The organism is Serratia oryzae (assembly GCF_001976145.1).
In the GTDB taxonomy this organism is placed as follows: domain Bacteria; phylum Pseudomonadota; class Gammaproteobacteria; order Enterobacterales; family Enterobacteriaceae; genus Chania; species Chania oryzae.
On the sequence record NZ_MOXD01000006.1, the window covers coordinates 176961 to 192250 of the forward strand.

At 55.1% G+C, this 15290-nt stretch carries 12 protein-coding genes; 9 read left to right on the forward strand and 3 right to left on the reverse strand.

From position 1 onward, the window contains the following. Nucleotides 1-113 precede the first annotated feature (113 nt). Entirely contained in the window at nucleotides 114-1061 is a 948-nt protein-coding gene (gene leuO, locus BMI79_RS12875; RefSeq protein ID WP_076942538.1) for a transcriptional regulator LeuO, read from the reverse strand. A 739-nt stretch (nucleotides 1062-1800) separates the two neighbouring features. Here leuO and leuL point away from each other — a divergent pair. The 5 genes from leuL (at nucleotide 1801) to leuD (ending at nucleotide 6660) form a co-directional block, all read left to right on the forward strand. After that, nucleotides 1801-1884, forward strand: a complete 84-nt coding sequence (gene leuL, locus BMI79_RS24595; protein WP_125828799.1) for a leu operon leader peptide — start codon at nucleotides 1801-1803, stop codon at nucleotides 1882-1884. Nucleotides 1885-1973: 89 nt separating this feature from the next. Further along, nucleotides 1974-3548 carry a 2-isopropylmalate synthase gene (leuA, locus tag BMI79_RS12880; protein ID WP_076942539.1) on the forward strand — a complete coding sequence of 525 codons (1575 nt, stop codon included), beginning with the start codon at nucleotides 1974-1976 and terminating at the stop codon, nucleotides 3546-3548. Between the two features lie 2 nt (nucleotides 3549-3550). After that, on the forward strand, nucleotides 3551-4642 hold the full coding sequence (gene leuB / locus BMI79_RS12885) for a 3-isopropylmalate dehydrogenase (protein ID WP_076942540.1): 1092 nt from the start codon (nucleotides 3551-3553) through the stop codon (nucleotides 4640-4642). Nucleotides 4643-4645: 3 nt separating this feature from the next. Continuing rightward, nucleotides 4646-6046, forward strand: coding sequence for a 3-isopropylmalate dehydratase large subunit (gene leuC, locus BMI79_RS12890; protein ID WP_076942541.1), 1401 nt, complete (start codon nucleotides 4646-4648; stop codon nucleotides 6044-6046). Between the two features lie 11 nt (nucleotides 6047-6057). Next, nucleotides 6058-6660: a 3-isopropylmalate dehydratase small subunit gene (leuD, locus tag BMI79_RS12895; RefSeq protein WP_076942542.1), complete on the forward strand. Its 603-nt coding sequence runs from the start codon at nucleotides 6058-6060 to the stop codon at nucleotides 6658-6660. Between the two features lie 164 nt (nucleotides 6661-6824). On the opposite strand, the gene BMI79_RS12900 is transcribed toward leuD, so the two are convergent. Both BMI79_RS12900 and BMI79_RS12905 read right to left on the reverse strand, forming a co-directional pair. Beyond that, the gene (locus BMI79_RS12900; RefSeq protein ID WP_076942543.1) at nucleotides 6825-8297 is read right to left on the reverse strand and encodes a DASS family sodium-coupled anion symporter; all 1473 of its coding nucleotides are present in this window, start codon (nucleotides 8295-8297) and stop codon (nucleotides 6825-6827) included. 143 nt (nucleotides 8298-8440) lie between these two features. Next, nucleotides 8441-9628, reverse strand: a complete 1188-nt coding sequence (locus BMI79_RS12905; protein WP_076942544.1) for an MFS transporter — start codon at nucleotides 9626-9628, stop codon at nucleotides 8441-8443. 350 nt (nucleotides 9629-9978) lie between these two features. Between BMI79_RS12905 and sgrR the strand changes: the two genes are divergently transcribed. The 4 genes from sgrR to thiQ all read left to right on the forward strand — a co-directional run bounded on the left by sgrR (nucleotide 9979) and on the right by thiQ (nucleotide 15281). Beyond that, a complete protein-coding gene (sgrR, locus tag BMI79_RS12910; RefSeq protein ID WP_076942545.1) occupies nucleotides 9979-11640 on the forward strand; it encodes an HTH-type transcriptional regulator SgrR in 1662 nt (553 codons plus the stop codon). 374 nt (nucleotides 11641-12014) lie between these two features. Beyond that, nucleotides 12015-13001 carry a thiamine ABC transporter substrate binding subunit gene (gene thiB / locus BMI79_RS12915; protein WP_076942546.1) on the forward strand — a complete coding sequence of 329 codons (987 nt, stop codon included), beginning with the start codon at nucleotides 12015-12017 and terminating at the stop codon, nucleotides 12999-13001. Continuing rightward, the gene (gene thiP, locus BMI79_RS12920; protein ID WP_076942547.1) at nucleotides 12977-14590 is read left to right on the forward strand and encodes a thiamine/thiamine pyrophosphate ABC transporter permease ThiP; all 1614 of its coding nucleotides are present in this window, start codon (nucleotides 12977-12979) and stop codon (nucleotides 14588-14590) included. Before thiB ends, thiP begins: the two co-directional genes overlap by 25 nt. Beyond that, nucleotides 14577-15281: a thiamine ABC transporter ATP-binding protein ThiQ gene (gene thiQ, locus BMI79_RS12925; RefSeq protein WP_076942548.1), complete on the forward strand. Its 705-nt coding sequence runs from the start codon at nucleotides 14577-14579 to the stop codon at nucleotides 15279-15281. Before thiP ends, thiQ begins: the two co-directional genes overlap by 14 nt. Nucleotides 15282-15290: the final 9 nt, after the last annotated feature.

Here is a 15290-nt window from a genome sequence, read left to right on the forward strand (position 1 = left end):
CACAATAATTAAGAATACTCCTAGCAATAAACCAAGCTTTTTCTTATTAATAGATACCACTAGATTATTGACCCGACATACGCACAAGTGTGTCGGGTTAATAAATCGCTAAACTAACGCAATAATTCTGACTGGCTGAGCACAGACTTCATCCATTGATGGCCTTTATCCCTCTCAGCGGACTCATGCCAAGAAAGATAGCAGGTAGCATCCTTCTTTTCCCAAGGTAATGGCATGATTTTTAACTGTAACGCTTGCGCATGTTGCTCCGCAAACCAACGCGGGGTGATAGCCACCATTTCAGTCATTGCCACAATATTCAACACGCTGAACAGGTCGGTACATTGCTGGGTAATGCCACGCTGTGCGATCTCTTCAACATAGAAGGGCTTACTGAAGGAACAGAAACGTTCCAAGGATATGACCGCATGCTGCTCAACCAGCATTTGCTCTTGGGTAACGCTGTTCGCCAGACGTGGATGTGACTGCGCTGCCACCAAGCTTAATTCATCCTCAAATAAAGCAACATTTTGAAATTCAGGGTGTTCAAAACGGGTATAACCAATAACGAATTCAGTTTCCTGATAACGTAATTGATGCTCAATATTATTGTTCAGATAGGATTTTGCCTGCAACCGTACATTCGGTGCCATATTCTTGACGTTGTTGATTATTTTTGCCGTGAGGCGGATATCCAATGGGCTGCAGATAGAAAGCGTAAAAGTGCGTTCACTGGTCAGGGCATCAAATCCGGCACCTGGTAACTCATTCTGAACCAATTGTAATGCTTGGCGCACCGGCCCGAAAAGCTGGCGTGCACGCATGGTGGGCTGGATGCCGCGGCCAAACCGCACAAACAACTCATCATTGAACATGACTTTTAAACGCGCTACGGCATTGCTCACTGCGGGCTGTGACATACCCAACGAGTTGGCGGCGCGGGTAATATTCTGCATTTGCATAACTGCATCAAAAACAGTGAGTAAATTAAGGTCTACGCTGCGCAAATGAATATCGCCACTTTCTTTTTCTAAGACAGTTCCTGAATTATATTCAGACATATCTAACTCCACTAAGTCCCATGTAGATAATTCCGCCAGCGCGCAGGGGAATATCATGCTAAAAGTAACATTACGTTATTCCCACACGGCGAAATTAGTTATCCCTATTCACTATCCACTTAGGATAACAATCGAGCATCATCCTATAAAAACGTGACACAACGGCGAAAAGTTACGCCCTGTGCATCGCACCCGACGCTTTAGCGTCGGAAAACAATAACGGCGTGCAAACAATTGGCAGGTTTTACACTCAAGTCGTGGGCACCAAGCAGGCATCCATAATCACGATGAATAAGACCATAAAACGGCATAATGGACAATCGTGAACGCTTAAAATAGATGCTTTTCGTGTGACTTAATAGCCTTTGATGTATCGGCATTTCAGATCAAATACACCTCATGAATACTATAAATCCATAGATTCACCAAGTGAATAACAAGTTACTATTCATTTCATAGCCAACTCAGGACTTCCTTATTTTTACGCACTAGGAATTCTAACTGAGCGACATTAAGAATCAATGCCGTAGCACGGAATTGATGTCATTTATGCTAAAAAACTCGCAAATCTGACGTTTTTTTTAACCTTCTGAACGGTTTTTTTACCGAGCTTTTGTCTGGCGTACTTATTCCCTACCCTGGCCTCTGAGCTCGTCCGACCATTAATCAAATGTTGACATCACCCAGCCAATAAAGTATCAAATTAGGCAACGAACACATTTTAGAGAAGCTGACCTCCATGATCCGTACTCAACGTCTACTAGGCCTACTACTTAACGCATCTTCTTTGCGCGGTATGCTGGTGGGCGGGGTTCAGAACTGATTCAGCCCATCATCTGTAGAAACCCGCGCTAGTGCGCGGGTTTTTTTTTGCCCGCTTAGCGTGAAACAAACACGATAAGGAACTATCAAATGAGCCAACAAGTCATTATTTTCGATACCACATTGCGAGACGGCGAGCAGGCACTGCAAGCCAGCCTGAGTGTGAAAGAAAAGATTCAGATCGCCATGGCGCTGGAAAGGATGGGTGTCGATGTGATGGAAGTCGGCTTCCCGGTGTCTTCTCCGGGGGATTTTGAATCCGTGCAAACTATTGCCCGCCAGATCAAAAACAGCCGCGTTTGTGGCTTGGCCCGCTGCGTAGACAACGACATTGACGTGGCAGCCGAAGCGCTGCGCGTGGCCGAAGCCTTCCGTATCCATGTGTTCCTGGCCACCTCCACCTTACACATCGAGTCAAAGTTAAAGCGCTCGTTTGATGAAGTGCTGGAAATGGCAGTGCGTTCGGTGAAACGCGCACGAAACTATACGGATGATGTTGAGTTCTCTTGCGAAGATGCAGGCCGTACACCGATTGATAATCTGTGTCGCGTGGTGGAAGCGGCCATCAACGCCGGTGCGACCACCATCAACATCCCCGATACCGTCGGTTACACCACGCCTAACCAGTTCGGCGGCATTATCACCACACTGTATGACCGCGTACCAAACATTGATAAAGCAATTATTTCCGTTCACTGCCACGACGATCTGGGCATGGCGGTAGGTAACTCGATCGCCGCCGTACAGGCCGGTGCTCGCCAGGTAGAAGGCACCTTGAACGGTATCGGCGAACGCGCGGGTAACTGTTCACTGGAAGAAGTGATCATGGCGATCAAAGTTCGCCAGGACATCATGAATGTGCACACCAATATCAATCATCAGGAAATTTACCGCACCAGCCAGTTGGTCAGCCAGTTGTGCAACATGCCAATTCCTGCCAACAAAGCCATCGTCGGCTCAAACGCGTTCGCACACTCTTCCGGCATCCATCAGGATGGTGTGCTGAAAAACCGCGAAAACTACGAGATCATGACTCCGCAGACCATTGGTCTGAAAGACGTACAGTTGAACCTGACCTCACGCTCCGGCCGCGCCGCGGTCAAACACCGTATGGAAGAAATGGGCTACAAAGAGCAGGATTACAATCTGGACGTGTTGTACTCGGCCTTCCTGAAATTAGCCGACAAGAAAGGCCAGGTGTTCGATTACGATCTGGAAGCGCTGGCCTTTATCAACAAACAGCAGGAAGAACCGGAACATTTCAGCCTGGGCTACTTCAGCGTACAGTCCGGCAGCAGTATTATGGCTACCGCCTCGGTCAAGCTGATCTGTGGCGATGAAGAAAAAGCCGAAGCGGCAACCGGTAACGGTCCGGTAGACGCGGTATATCAAGCGATCAACCGCATCACCGAATACCCTATCGAACTGGTGAAATACCAGTTGACCGCCAAAGGCCAGGGCCGCGACGCCCTCGGCCAGGTGGATATCGTCGTGTCCTACCAGGGCCGCCGTTTCCACGGCGTGGGCCTGGCTACCGACATCGTCGAATCCTCCGCCAAGGCAATGATTCACGTATTAAATAATATCTGGCGCTCACAGCAGGTAGAAAAAGAAAAGCAGCGTCTGCAGCAAACCAAACAACAAAATAATCAGGAAACGGTGTGAACATGACGAAGACTTACCACATTGCCGTCTTGCCCGGAGACGGAATCGGTCCGGAAGTGATGGCCCAAGCCCATAAAGTGTTGGATGCAGTGCGCCAGCGTTTTGGTATCCGCATCACCCAATCCGAGTACGACGTCGGTGGCATTGCCATCGATCGCCAGGGCACGCCGCTGCCCGCAGCCACTCTGGCGGGCTGTGAACAGGCCGATGCCATTCTTTTCGGCTCCGTCGGTGGCCCGAAATGGGAAAACCTGCCACCGGCAGAGCAGCCTGAGCGCGGTGCGCTGCTGCCGTTGCGCAAACACTTCAAGCTGTTCAGCAACCTGCGCCCGGCACGCCTGTATCAGGGGCTGGAAGCGTTCTGCCCGCTGCGTGCCGACATCGCAGCCCGCAGCTTCGATATCCTGTGCGTGCGTGAACTGACCGGTGGCATCTACTTCGGCCAGCCGAAGGGCCGCGAAGGCCAGGGCATGCATGAGCGGGCTTTCGATACCGAGGTATACCACCGTTTTGAGATCGAACGTATTGCGCGTATCGCCTTTGAGTCAGCCCGCAAGCGCCGCAATAAAGTGACTTCCATCGATAAAGCTAACGTGCTGCAAAGCTCGATCCTGTGGCGTGAAGTGGTGACCCAGGTTGCTAAAGATTACCCGGACGTGTCGCTGTCGCACATGTACATCGACAACGCGACCATGCAGTTGATCAAAGATCCGTCCCAGTTCGACGTGCTGCTGTGTTCCAACCTGTTCGGTGACATCCTGTCTGATGAATGCGCGATGATCACCGGTTCCATGGGGATGCTGCCTTCCGCCAGCCTGAACGAGCAAGGCTTCGGTCTGTATGAACCGGCGGGCGGCTCCGCGCCGGACATCGCAGGCAAAAACATTGCCAACCCGATCGCACAGATTCTGTCTGCAGCTCTGCTGCTGCGTTACAGCCTGGGTGCCGATGAAGCCGCAGACGCCATTGAGCGCGCCATCAATCAGGCGCTGGAACAGGGTTACCGCACCGCCGATCTGGCCGGTGACGGCAAAGCGATCGGCACCAGTGAAATGGGCGATATCATTGCCCGTTTCGTGGCTGAGGGGGCATAAATCATGGGCAAGACCTTATATCAGAAACTGTACGATGCTCACGTCGTGCATGAAGCACCGAACGAAACGCCGCTGCTGTATATCGATCGCCACCTGGTGCATGAAGTCACCTCTCCACAGGCGTTCGACGGCCTGCGCGCAATGGGCCGTAAAGTGCGCCAGCCGGGCAAAACCTTTGCCACCATGGATCACAACGTTTCCACCCAGACCAAAGATATCAACGCCAGCGGCGAGATGGCGCGCATCCAGATGCAGGAGCTGATCAAGAACTGTGCGGAATTCGGCGTTTCTTTATATGACCTGAATCACCCGTTCCAGGGGATTGTGCACGTTATCGGCCCTGAGCAGGGTATGACGCTGCCGGGCATGACCATCGTCTGTGGCGATTCCCACACCGCCACCCACGGCGCCTTCGGTTCACTGGCGTTTGGGATCGGCACTTCAGAAGTTGAGCACGTGCTGGCAACGCAAACCCTGAAGCAGGGCCGTGCCAAGACCATGAAGATTGAAGTGACCGGTGAAGCCGCAGCAGGCATCACCGCGAAGGACATCGTGCTGGCGATCATCGGTAAAACCGGCAGTGCCGGTGGTACCGGCCACGTCGTTGAGTTCTGCGGCAAAGCCATTGAGGCCTTGAGCATGGAAGGCCGCATGACGTTGTGCAACATGGCGATTGAAATGGGTGCCAAGGCGGGCCTGGTAGCCCCCGACGACACCACCTTCGATTACCTGAAGGGCCGTCAGTTTGCGCCGACCGGTGCCAACTGGGAGCAGGCGGTTGCCTACTGGCGCACGCTGAAATCCGACGCCGATGCCAAATTCGATACCGTTGTCACCCTGCGCGCCGAAGACATCGCACCTCAGGTTACCTGGGGCACCAACCCCGGCCAGGTTATTGCCGTCAATCAGGCGATCCCGGCACCAGAATCTTTCAGCGATCCGGTTGAGCGTGCTTCTGCTGAAAAAGCGCTGGCATATATGGACCTGAAACCGGGTATCAAGCTGACCGACGTGGCGATCGATAAAGTGTTTATCGGTTCCTGCACCAACTCACGCATCGAAGATCTGCGCGCGGCGGCAGCGATTGCCAAAGGGCGTAAAGTGGCGAACGGTGTGCAGGCCATTGTGGTGCCAGGCTCTGGCCCGGTGAAAGCCCAGGCGGAAGCCGAAGGGCTGGACAAGATCTTTATCGAAGCCGGTTTTGAATGGCGTTTGCCTGGCTGCTCCATGTGTCTGGCGATGAACAACGATCGCCTGAATCCAGGCGAGCGCTGCGCGTCCACCAGCAACCGTAACTTCGAAGGGCGTCAGGGCCGTGGTGGGCGTACCCATCTGCTCAGCCCGGCGATGGCTGCTGCCGCTGCCGTGACTGGCCATTTCGCCGATATCCGTGAACTGCACTAAGGAGCATCACCGTGGCTAAATTTATTCAACATACCGGTTTAGTGGTGCCTCTGGATGCGGCCAACGTCGATACCGACGCCATTATCCCGAAGCAGTTTCTGCAAAAAGTGACCCGTACCGGTTTCGGCCAGCATCTGTTCAACGACTGGCGTTTTCTGGACGATGCCGGTCAGCAGCCTAACCCAGAGTTCATCCTGAACCAACCGCGTTACCAAGGGGCCAGTATCCTGTTAGCGCGCGAAAACTTTGGCTGTGGCTCTTCCCGCGAACATGCCCCTTGGGCGCTGACCGATTACGGTTTTAAGGTGGTGATTGCACCGAGCTTTGCCGATATTTTCTACGGCAACTCGTTCAACAACCAGTTACTGCCGGTCACCCTGAGCGAACAGGATGTCGATACGCTGTTCAAACTGGTGGCGGAGAACGAAGGGATCACGTTTGTGGTGGATCTGGAAAACCAGACGGTGAATGCCGGGGGCAAAAGTTATCCGTTTGAGATCGACAGCTTCCGCCGCCACTGCATGATGAACGGTTTGGACAGCATCGGCCTGACGCTGCAGCACGAAGCGGATATCTCACGCTTCGAGGCCCAGCAACCGGCATTTCTGAACTAATCCTCTGTAATACCCTAAATAATGGAGCTGCGGCAAGGCGGAAAGCGCTAGCTCGCAGGGTGAGCCTCATTGATGAGGCTCATAATCCCCTGGAGCTTAGATAACTAAGTGACAGGGGTGAGCTGACGCAGCCAACACAGCAGCAGCTTCAAGTATGAGGGGTATTACCAATAACCCAACCACTTCCACCACAGCCCGCCAACCACCATCCAGATCAGCAGGTTGACCACGCTCATCACAAAACCGGTTTTCCACCATTCCCCCAGCGTCGCATAGCCGGAGCCGAAGATAATCGGCGCGGTGCCGGTCGCATAGTGGGTCAGAGACATCATCAGCGACGAAGAGAACGCCAGGATCAGGCCAAGCAGCGCGGGCGGCGCACCCAGCGCAATACCGGCGGCGAAGAAGGCGGCAAACATGGCGGTCACGTGGGCGGTGGTGCTGGCAAAGAAGTAGTGGGAATAGAGATAAACCAGCGTCAGCAGTATCGTCCCGCCAACCCAGCTCATGCCCATATTATCAATGCCGGCCCCGACGGTTTTCGACAGCCAGCCAATCAGCCCGAGTTTGCCAAGGAAGGTCGCCATCATCACCAGTGCGGCGAACCACACCACGGTATCCCAGGCTCCTTTGTGTTTCAGCACGTCATCCCAGCTCAACACACCAGTCATCAGCAAGATAGCCAAGCCAATCACCGCCGCGGTGGTGGGGTTCACCGCCAGTTCCGGGCCAAAGATCATGGCAGGAACCCCGGCCCACAGTATCAGCAGCAAGGCAAACACGCCCAGCGTGATCTTCTCTGCCAAGGTAATCACCCCAAGCGCCTGCAGTTTTTCCTGCGCGAAGCGCGGCGCGTCGGGGGTGCTTTTAATTTCCGGCGGATACAGCAGATAGATCACCAGCGGCATCACGATCAGCGAACAGATCGCCGGTGCCAGCGCGGCTATCGCCCACATCGACCAGGTTAGTTCAAACTCGGAGCCCGTTCCTTTAGCAATAAGGTTAACCACCAACGGGTTAGGCGCGGTTGCGGTGATAAACATCGCCGAAGTGATCGGGTTAATGTTGTAGTTCACCAACGCCAGATAGCGGCCAATGGTACCAGAGGTATTCAACTCGGGTTTGGAACCAAAGCTGTCGGCGATTGACTTCATGATCGGGTGGATGATCCCGCCACCACGGGCGGTATTACTCGGCGTCACCGGAGCCAGCACCGTTTCCGCCATGGTCAGCGCATAGGCGATCCCGAGCGTCCGCTTGCCGAACAGCGAGATAAAGTAGTAGCCAATACGTGCGCCCAACCCGGTTTTATTCAGGCTGAGGGAGATCATGATTGAGAAACCAATCAGCCAGATAAGCTGGTTGGAAAAGCCACTCAGCGCATCATCCAGCGCCGCACCGGGCTTGCCCGGGTTAGTCACGCCGGTCAACGCCACCAGCGCAATGGCAATAATGGAAACCGCGCCAATCGGCATTGCCTTGCCGATAATGGCCACGATGGTACCAATAAACAGCGCCAGCAAATGCCAGGCATTGGGGGCAACCCCTTCAGGTACCGGAATGACGAACCAGATAAGCAGTGCAGTAATGACGGCAATCAGGGAAGGAACGGGCTTGAGCGGCGTTAGTTTATCCATAACATACCCACATTTATCAACAGGATCGGCATCTCAACAGCAAGATGGACAAGAACGCGAGCTTCGCGCTCTGATTGAACCTATCTTAGGGAGTATGGCGCAATTTTCTCAATGACATGCATCAAGTAAGGCAGCGTTCAATTTCACACTTCCCGCACTCTGGCGCACATCCAGAGTGACAGCATCGCCAGCAGGGTGATCAGCCAGTAAACCGCATAATGACCAAAATGCTCCACCAAAGCCCCTTGCAGTATGCCAGCCAGGATCACGCCGGTGGAGATACTGTTGGTAAACATGGTGGTTGCCGCCCCCGGTCGCCCCGGCATCAAATCCTGAAAATACAACATGCCGATCCCGGCGATAATGCCGATAAAAATCGCATTGAATAACTGCAACACCATCAAAGCGGCCTTGAATTTGAACAGCACCAGCCCGGCATAGAACAACACTCCCGCCGCAACCGCCAATAGCATCATGTTGCGTTTACCAAAGCGTTTGACGTAATAACCCGCCAACAGCATCGCTGGGATCTCCAGCCCCGCGGCCGTGCCCATCAGCAGCCCCGCCAACCGATCAGACAAGCCAAGATCGGCAGTGATATACAACGGCATATCGATGATATACATGGTATTGCAGGTCCACATCAGCATCGAAGCCAGAAATAGCAGGCGCACATCCGGGTCACGCCAGGCTGCGATTGGCGCAATGGGCGGTGAATCTACGCTGATTTCAACCTGTGCCCGCGGCACCGAAGGCAAGATCAGCCACACCAACAATACACTGATGGCAAAAATCGCCGCAGCCACCAGAAACATCGTGGTAAAACCGTAATTCAGCGCCAGCATGAACGACAGCGGCGGGCCAATCACCCAGGCCAATGAAAGCTGGGCGCGCATCAGCGAGCTGAACATCACCACTTCACGCGCCGAACTGTCGGCATATTCCCGCGCCAGCGCGAAAATCTGCGGCATTGCCGTATTGGCGATCGCCGCCAGCAGAACCCCGGCGGTAATCAGGGTCAGATAATCGCGATTGAAGGCAAACAGCAGGCTATTGCCCACCGCCATTAAGCAGCACAGCAGGATCAGCTTACGCCTGTCTCCACGATTGTCGGAACGCTTCGCCAGCAGGAAGCTGACAATAATCCCGGCGATCGCATTCAGGGTATAAAACAGCCCAACCCAGAGTGGGCGAACCTTCACTTCGGTGGTGAGGAATAAGCTCAGCGTCGGCGCCTGTAACGCACCCGCGATACCGGTAAGAAAGGCGATGATCAGAAAAGTGGCAAAAACGGGATTGAAGCGGCGTGGCAACCAGCGTTTGAAATTCATACCTGCATCCCTGACGAGAAACAAAGAAGCTTATGCTACAGAAGGAAAATTGCAGAAGAAAGCAACGTCGCAGATAAAAATACCAGTGGGTTACCCCACTGGCTGGTGAAATGCACCATTACTCAGAAACACTTTTTACTCGTCGTACTTCAAGCTGCATGTGCGTTGGCTGCGCTTGCTCGGCCTAAGTTTGGGCCTCGCCCCTTCGGGGCCAGCACAAGTCGTGTTGTTCAAAAACGCGCTGCGTTTTTGTCCTGCAACTCGAATTACTTAGAGTATATCTGGGGAAATTATCGGCGTAATATAGGGAAAGATAAATTGACGGATTGATGCCGGAGAGTTCCTCTTTTATGTCTACCTCGCGCTTGCAACAACAGTTTATCCGCCTGTGGCAACGCTGCCACGGTCAAGCCACCGAAACCACGCTGCAGGAACTGGCCGACGTGCTCAATTGCTCGCGCCGTCATGTGCGATCTTTACTCGGGGCCATGCAGCAGCAGGGCTGGCTCACCTGGCAGGCCGAGGCTGGCCGCGGTAAACGCTCACAGCTCAGCTTCCATTACACCGGCCTGGCACTTCAGCAACAGCGTGCTGAAGAGTTGCTGGAGCAGGATAAAATCGATCAACTGGTGCAATTGGTTGGCGACAAAAATGCCGTACGTCAGATGCTGCTTTCTCAACTGGGGCGCAGCTTTCGCCAAGGGAAGCATATTCTCCGCGTGCTTTACTATCGTCAGCTTTACAACCTGCTGCCCGGCTCGGCATTACGCCGCTCAGAGACCCATCTGGCGCGGCAGATTTTTAACGGCCTGACGCGTATAAATGAGGAAAACGGGGAAATCGAATCCGATCTTTCACACCACTGGCAGGCCGTAACGCCGTTGCATTGGCGCTTTTATCTGCGCCCGGCGATCCGCTTCCATCATGGCCGTGAACTGGAGATGGAAGACGTGATCCATTCATTACAGCGGTTGATCCCGCAGCCCCTGTTTTCTCATATCCGCCAGGTCACTTCCCCTACACCTTATGTGATCGATGTCCACCTGCACAGCCCGGATTACTGGCTGCCGTGGTTGCTGGGCAGCGTGCATGCCATGATCCTGCCGCGCGAATGGCAGAGCCTGCCGGACTTCGCCCGTCATCCGATCGGCACCGGGCCTTACAGCGTGGTGCACAATCATCGCAGCCAGATGAAGATCCATGCCTTTGACGATTATTTTGGTTATCGCGCGCTGATTGATGAAGTCAACATCTGGGTGCTGCCAGAGGTGACCGAAGAATTGGTGCATTCCGGCGTGCAATTGCAAGGGGACGAAACCAGCAAAAACGAGCTGGAAAGCCGCCTGGAGGAAGGCTGCTATTTTCTGCTGTTTGACCAGCGCTCAACGCTGGCGGCCAACCCTGAAATCCGCAGTTGGCTAAGCGAATTGATCAACCCCATCGCCCTGCTGAGCCACGCAGGATCGGTATACCAGCGCTATTGGGCACCGGCCTACGGCATTCTGCCACGCTGGTTGCATAACCGTGCACTGGGGCAACAGCTCAAACCTGCGGGGCTGACGGAACTGACGCTGACGTTCTACGGCGAACACTCGGAATTCCACGCCATCCAGCAGGCTATCGCTGCCCTACTCAACCAGCATGACATCAGGCTTAACGTGCAGATCATCAATTACGATAGTTGGCATAAAGGTGACGCAAACAGCGATTTATGGCTTGGCAGCGCCAACTTCACTCTGCCGTTGGAATTTTCCCTGTTTGCCACGCTGTATGAAATGCCGTTAATTCAGCACTGTTTGAGCTCTGATATCGCCGAAGATGCCGCGTTGTGGCGCGACAACCGCTTACCGCTGGCGGAGTTCTGCCAGCGTCTGGTCAGTAGCCACCAGTTGCACCCATTGTTTCATCATTGGCTGCAGTTGCACGGCCAACGCACCATGCGCGGGGTGCGCATGAATACCCTCGGGTGGTTCGATTTTAAATCAGCCTGGTTCGCCCCGCCGGAAACATAAGTCGCTTTCACCGCTGCCCGTTAATCTCTACAATAGCGCCGTCTCAACGGGGTGCGGAAAACAACGAGCGCTGCTTGAAAACGCAGCGAGCCGTGTTCAGGCGACGGCGGCCAGCGCACAGCAACCGGAGTGTACTTAAGTACATGAGGATTGCGAGCACTGCCCAACGTCGGATCAACACGCGCGCAGCACGTTTTTTTCCGCTGAGAGCACACCCGTCGAACCTGATCCGGTCAATACCGGCGGAGGGATTTGAGTACCGCGTCGCTTATCCCCGATAGATCTCAAGCAGCCGCCAGCAACGCTTCGGCTTGCAAGATGATAGGGATACCGCCCTCAGATACCTTTGCCCCCTTAAATTTCAGGAGTGCAAAGTGGTCAAAAAATACCTGCCCTGCCTATTGCTGCTAGCGGCTGCGCCCGTGCTGGCCAAGCCTACGCTAACGGTCTACACCTACGATTCTTTCGCCGCCGATTGGGGCCCAGGCCCGGCGATTAAAAAAGCCTTTGAGGCCGATTGCGATTGTGAATTGAAATTCGTGGCGCTGGAAGACGGCGTTTCACTGCTCAACCGTGTGCGGATGGAGGGCAACAACAGCCCTGCCGATATCGTACTGGGGTTGGACAACAACCTGCTGCAAGCCGCAAAGCAAACCGGCCTGTTCGCCGAAAGCCAGGTTGATACCAGCAAGCTGGCCGTGCCCGGTGGCTGGCAGGACAACACCTTTATTCCTTACGATTACGGCTACTTCGCCTTTGTTTACAACAAAGACAAACTGAAAAATCCGCCGAAAAGCCTGCAGGAACTGGTGAGCGGCGATCACCCCTGGAAGATTATTTATCAGGATCCGCGCACCAGCACGCCAGGGCTCGGCCTGCTGCTGTGGATGCAGAAAGTGTACGGCGACAAAGCACCGGAAGCCTGGCAACAGCTGGCGAAAAAAACGGTAACCGTCACCAAAGGCTGGAGTGAGGCCTATGGTCTGTTCCTGAAAGGTGAAAGCGACCTGGTACTCAGTTATACCACCTCCCCGGCTTATCACCTGATTGAAGAGAAAAAAGACAACTACGCCGCTGCCAACTTCAGCGAAGGCCATTACCTGCAGACGGAAGTGGCCGCTAAACTAAAGGCCAGCAAACAACCTGAACTGGCCGAGCGCTTTATGCAATTTATGGTCACGCCCGCTTTCCAGAACATCATTCCTACCGGTAACTGGATGTACCCGGTGATTGACACTACGCTGCCAGCCGGCTTTGAGCAGATGACGGTGCCGCAAAAGGCATTGCAATTCAGTGCTGAAGAGGTCGCCAAACACCGTGGCGACTGGATCCGGGCGTGGCAAACCGCCGTCAGCCAGTGATCCCGCGCTGGTTATGGCCAGGGCTGCTGGCCGCTGGCCTGATCGGGCTGATCGCGTTGCTGGCGATGGGTTCCCTATGGCGACACGCCCCCGGCAGCGACTGGCGCAGCCTGTGGCAAGACCGCTATCTGTGGCACGTGGTGCGTTTTACCTTCTGGCAGGCGCTGTTATCGGCGCTGATTTCGGTGCTGCCCGCCATCCCGCTGGCCCGCGCGCTTTATCGGCGGCGCTTCCCTGGGCGCAACCTGCTGCTGCGCCTGTGCGCCATGACGCTGGTATTGCCAGTGCTGGTCGCGGTGTTCGGCCTTCTGAGCGTGTATGGCAAACAAGGCTGGCTGGCAGTGCTATGCGGCTGGCTGGGAATCAACTACAGCTTCTCGCCCTACGGCCTGCAAGGCATCCTGCTGGCACACCTGTTCTTTAACCTGCCGCTGGCGGCCCGTTTACTGTTGCAGGCGCTGGAAAATATCCCCGCGGAACAACGCCAACTGGCGGCCCAACTGGGGATGAACGGCTGGCAACAGTTCCGCTTTGTAGAATGGCCCGCGCTGCGCCGCCAGATCCTACCCAGCGGCGCATTGATTTTCATGCTGTGCTTCGCCAGTTTTGCCACCGTGTTGTCCCTCGGTGGCGGGCCGCAGGCCACCACCATTGAGCTGGCGATCTATCAGGCCTTGAGTTACGACTACGATCTCAGCCGCGCTGCGCTGCTGGCCCTGATCCAACTGACCTGCTGCCTGGGATTGGTGGTACTCAGCCAACGCCTGAGCCAGGCGCTGCCGGTCGGCCATACCCATGGCCAAATCTGGCGCAACCCGCAAGACAGCTGCTGGCGGCGCATCAGCGATGGGTTACTGATCGGTGCTGCCCTGCTGCTGCTGCTGCCGCCACTGCTGGCGGTGATTGCCGACGGAGCCAATCACCGCCTTATCACCGTGCTGCAACAGCCAATACTGTGGCAGGCGCTGTTCACTTCGCTGCGCATCGCCCTCGGAGCCGGCCTGCTCTGCGTAGTGCTGACCATGATGCTGCTGTGGAGCAGCCGCGAGTTGAAACTGCGGCAGCAGCCCGCGCAGGGCCAAATGCTGGAGCTGAGCGGCATGCTGATCCTGGCCATGCCTGGCATCGTGCTGGCAACCGGCTTCTTCCTGCTGCTGAACGATACGATCGGGTTACCCCAATCCCCCTATGCGCTGGTGATCCTCACCAACGCACTGATGGCGGTGCCTTACGCGTTGAAAGTGCTGGAAAACCCGATGCGCGATCTGGCCGAACGTTACAATCCCCTGTGCCTGTCATTGGATATGCACGGCTGGCAGCGTTTGCGCTGGATTGAGCTGAAGGCACTGCAGCGCCCGTTGGCGCAGGCGTTAGCCTTTGCCTGCGTGCTGTCGATTGGCGATTTCGGCGTGGTTGCCCTGTTCGGCAACGAGCAGTTCCGCACGCTGCCTTTTTACCTGTATCAGCAGATTGGTTCCTACCGCAGCAACGACGGTGCCGTCACCGCCGCGCTGTTGCTGTTATTGTGTTTCCTGTTATTTACCCTGATTGAACGCTTACCGGGCCGCAATACTAATGCTAACGCTTGAAAGACTGACCTATCTGTACGAACACCTGCCGATGCGTTTTGATTTACGCATCCAGCCCGGCGAGCATGTCGCGGTGCTGGGGCCAAGCGGGGCCGGTAAAAGTACCCTGCTCAGCCTGATCGCCGGTTTTTTACCGGCGGCCAGTGGCAAACTCCTGCTGAATGGCTGCGATCACACCGCCACCCCGCCGGCCAAACGCCCGATTTCCATGCTGTTTCAGGAAAACAACCTGTTTGCCCATTTAACGGTGGCGCAAAACATCGGGCTGGGGCTGGATCCCGGGCTGCGCTTGAATGCCGCCCAGAAGCAGCAGTTGGCGCAGATCGCCCTGCAGGTCGGGCTGGAAGATCATCTGCAACGCCTGCCCGCGCAGCTTTCCGGCGGCCAGCGCCAACGTGCTGCTTTGGCACGCTGCCTGATTCGCCAGCAACCAATTCTGTTGCTCGATGAGCCTTTTTCTGCGCTCGACCCGGCGTTACGCAGTGAGATGCTGCTCCTGCTGCAGGAAGTGTGCGCTCTTCGCCAGCTCACGCTGCTGATGGTTTCGCACAATCTGGAAGATGCGGCGCGCATCGCCCCCCGCACCTTACTGGTGGTAGATGGCCGCATCTATTACGATGGCCCAACCCAGGCGTTGATCGAAGGCAGCACTCCAGAGGCACGCGTGTTGGGTATTGCAGCAAGAATGTGATCAAAGGCG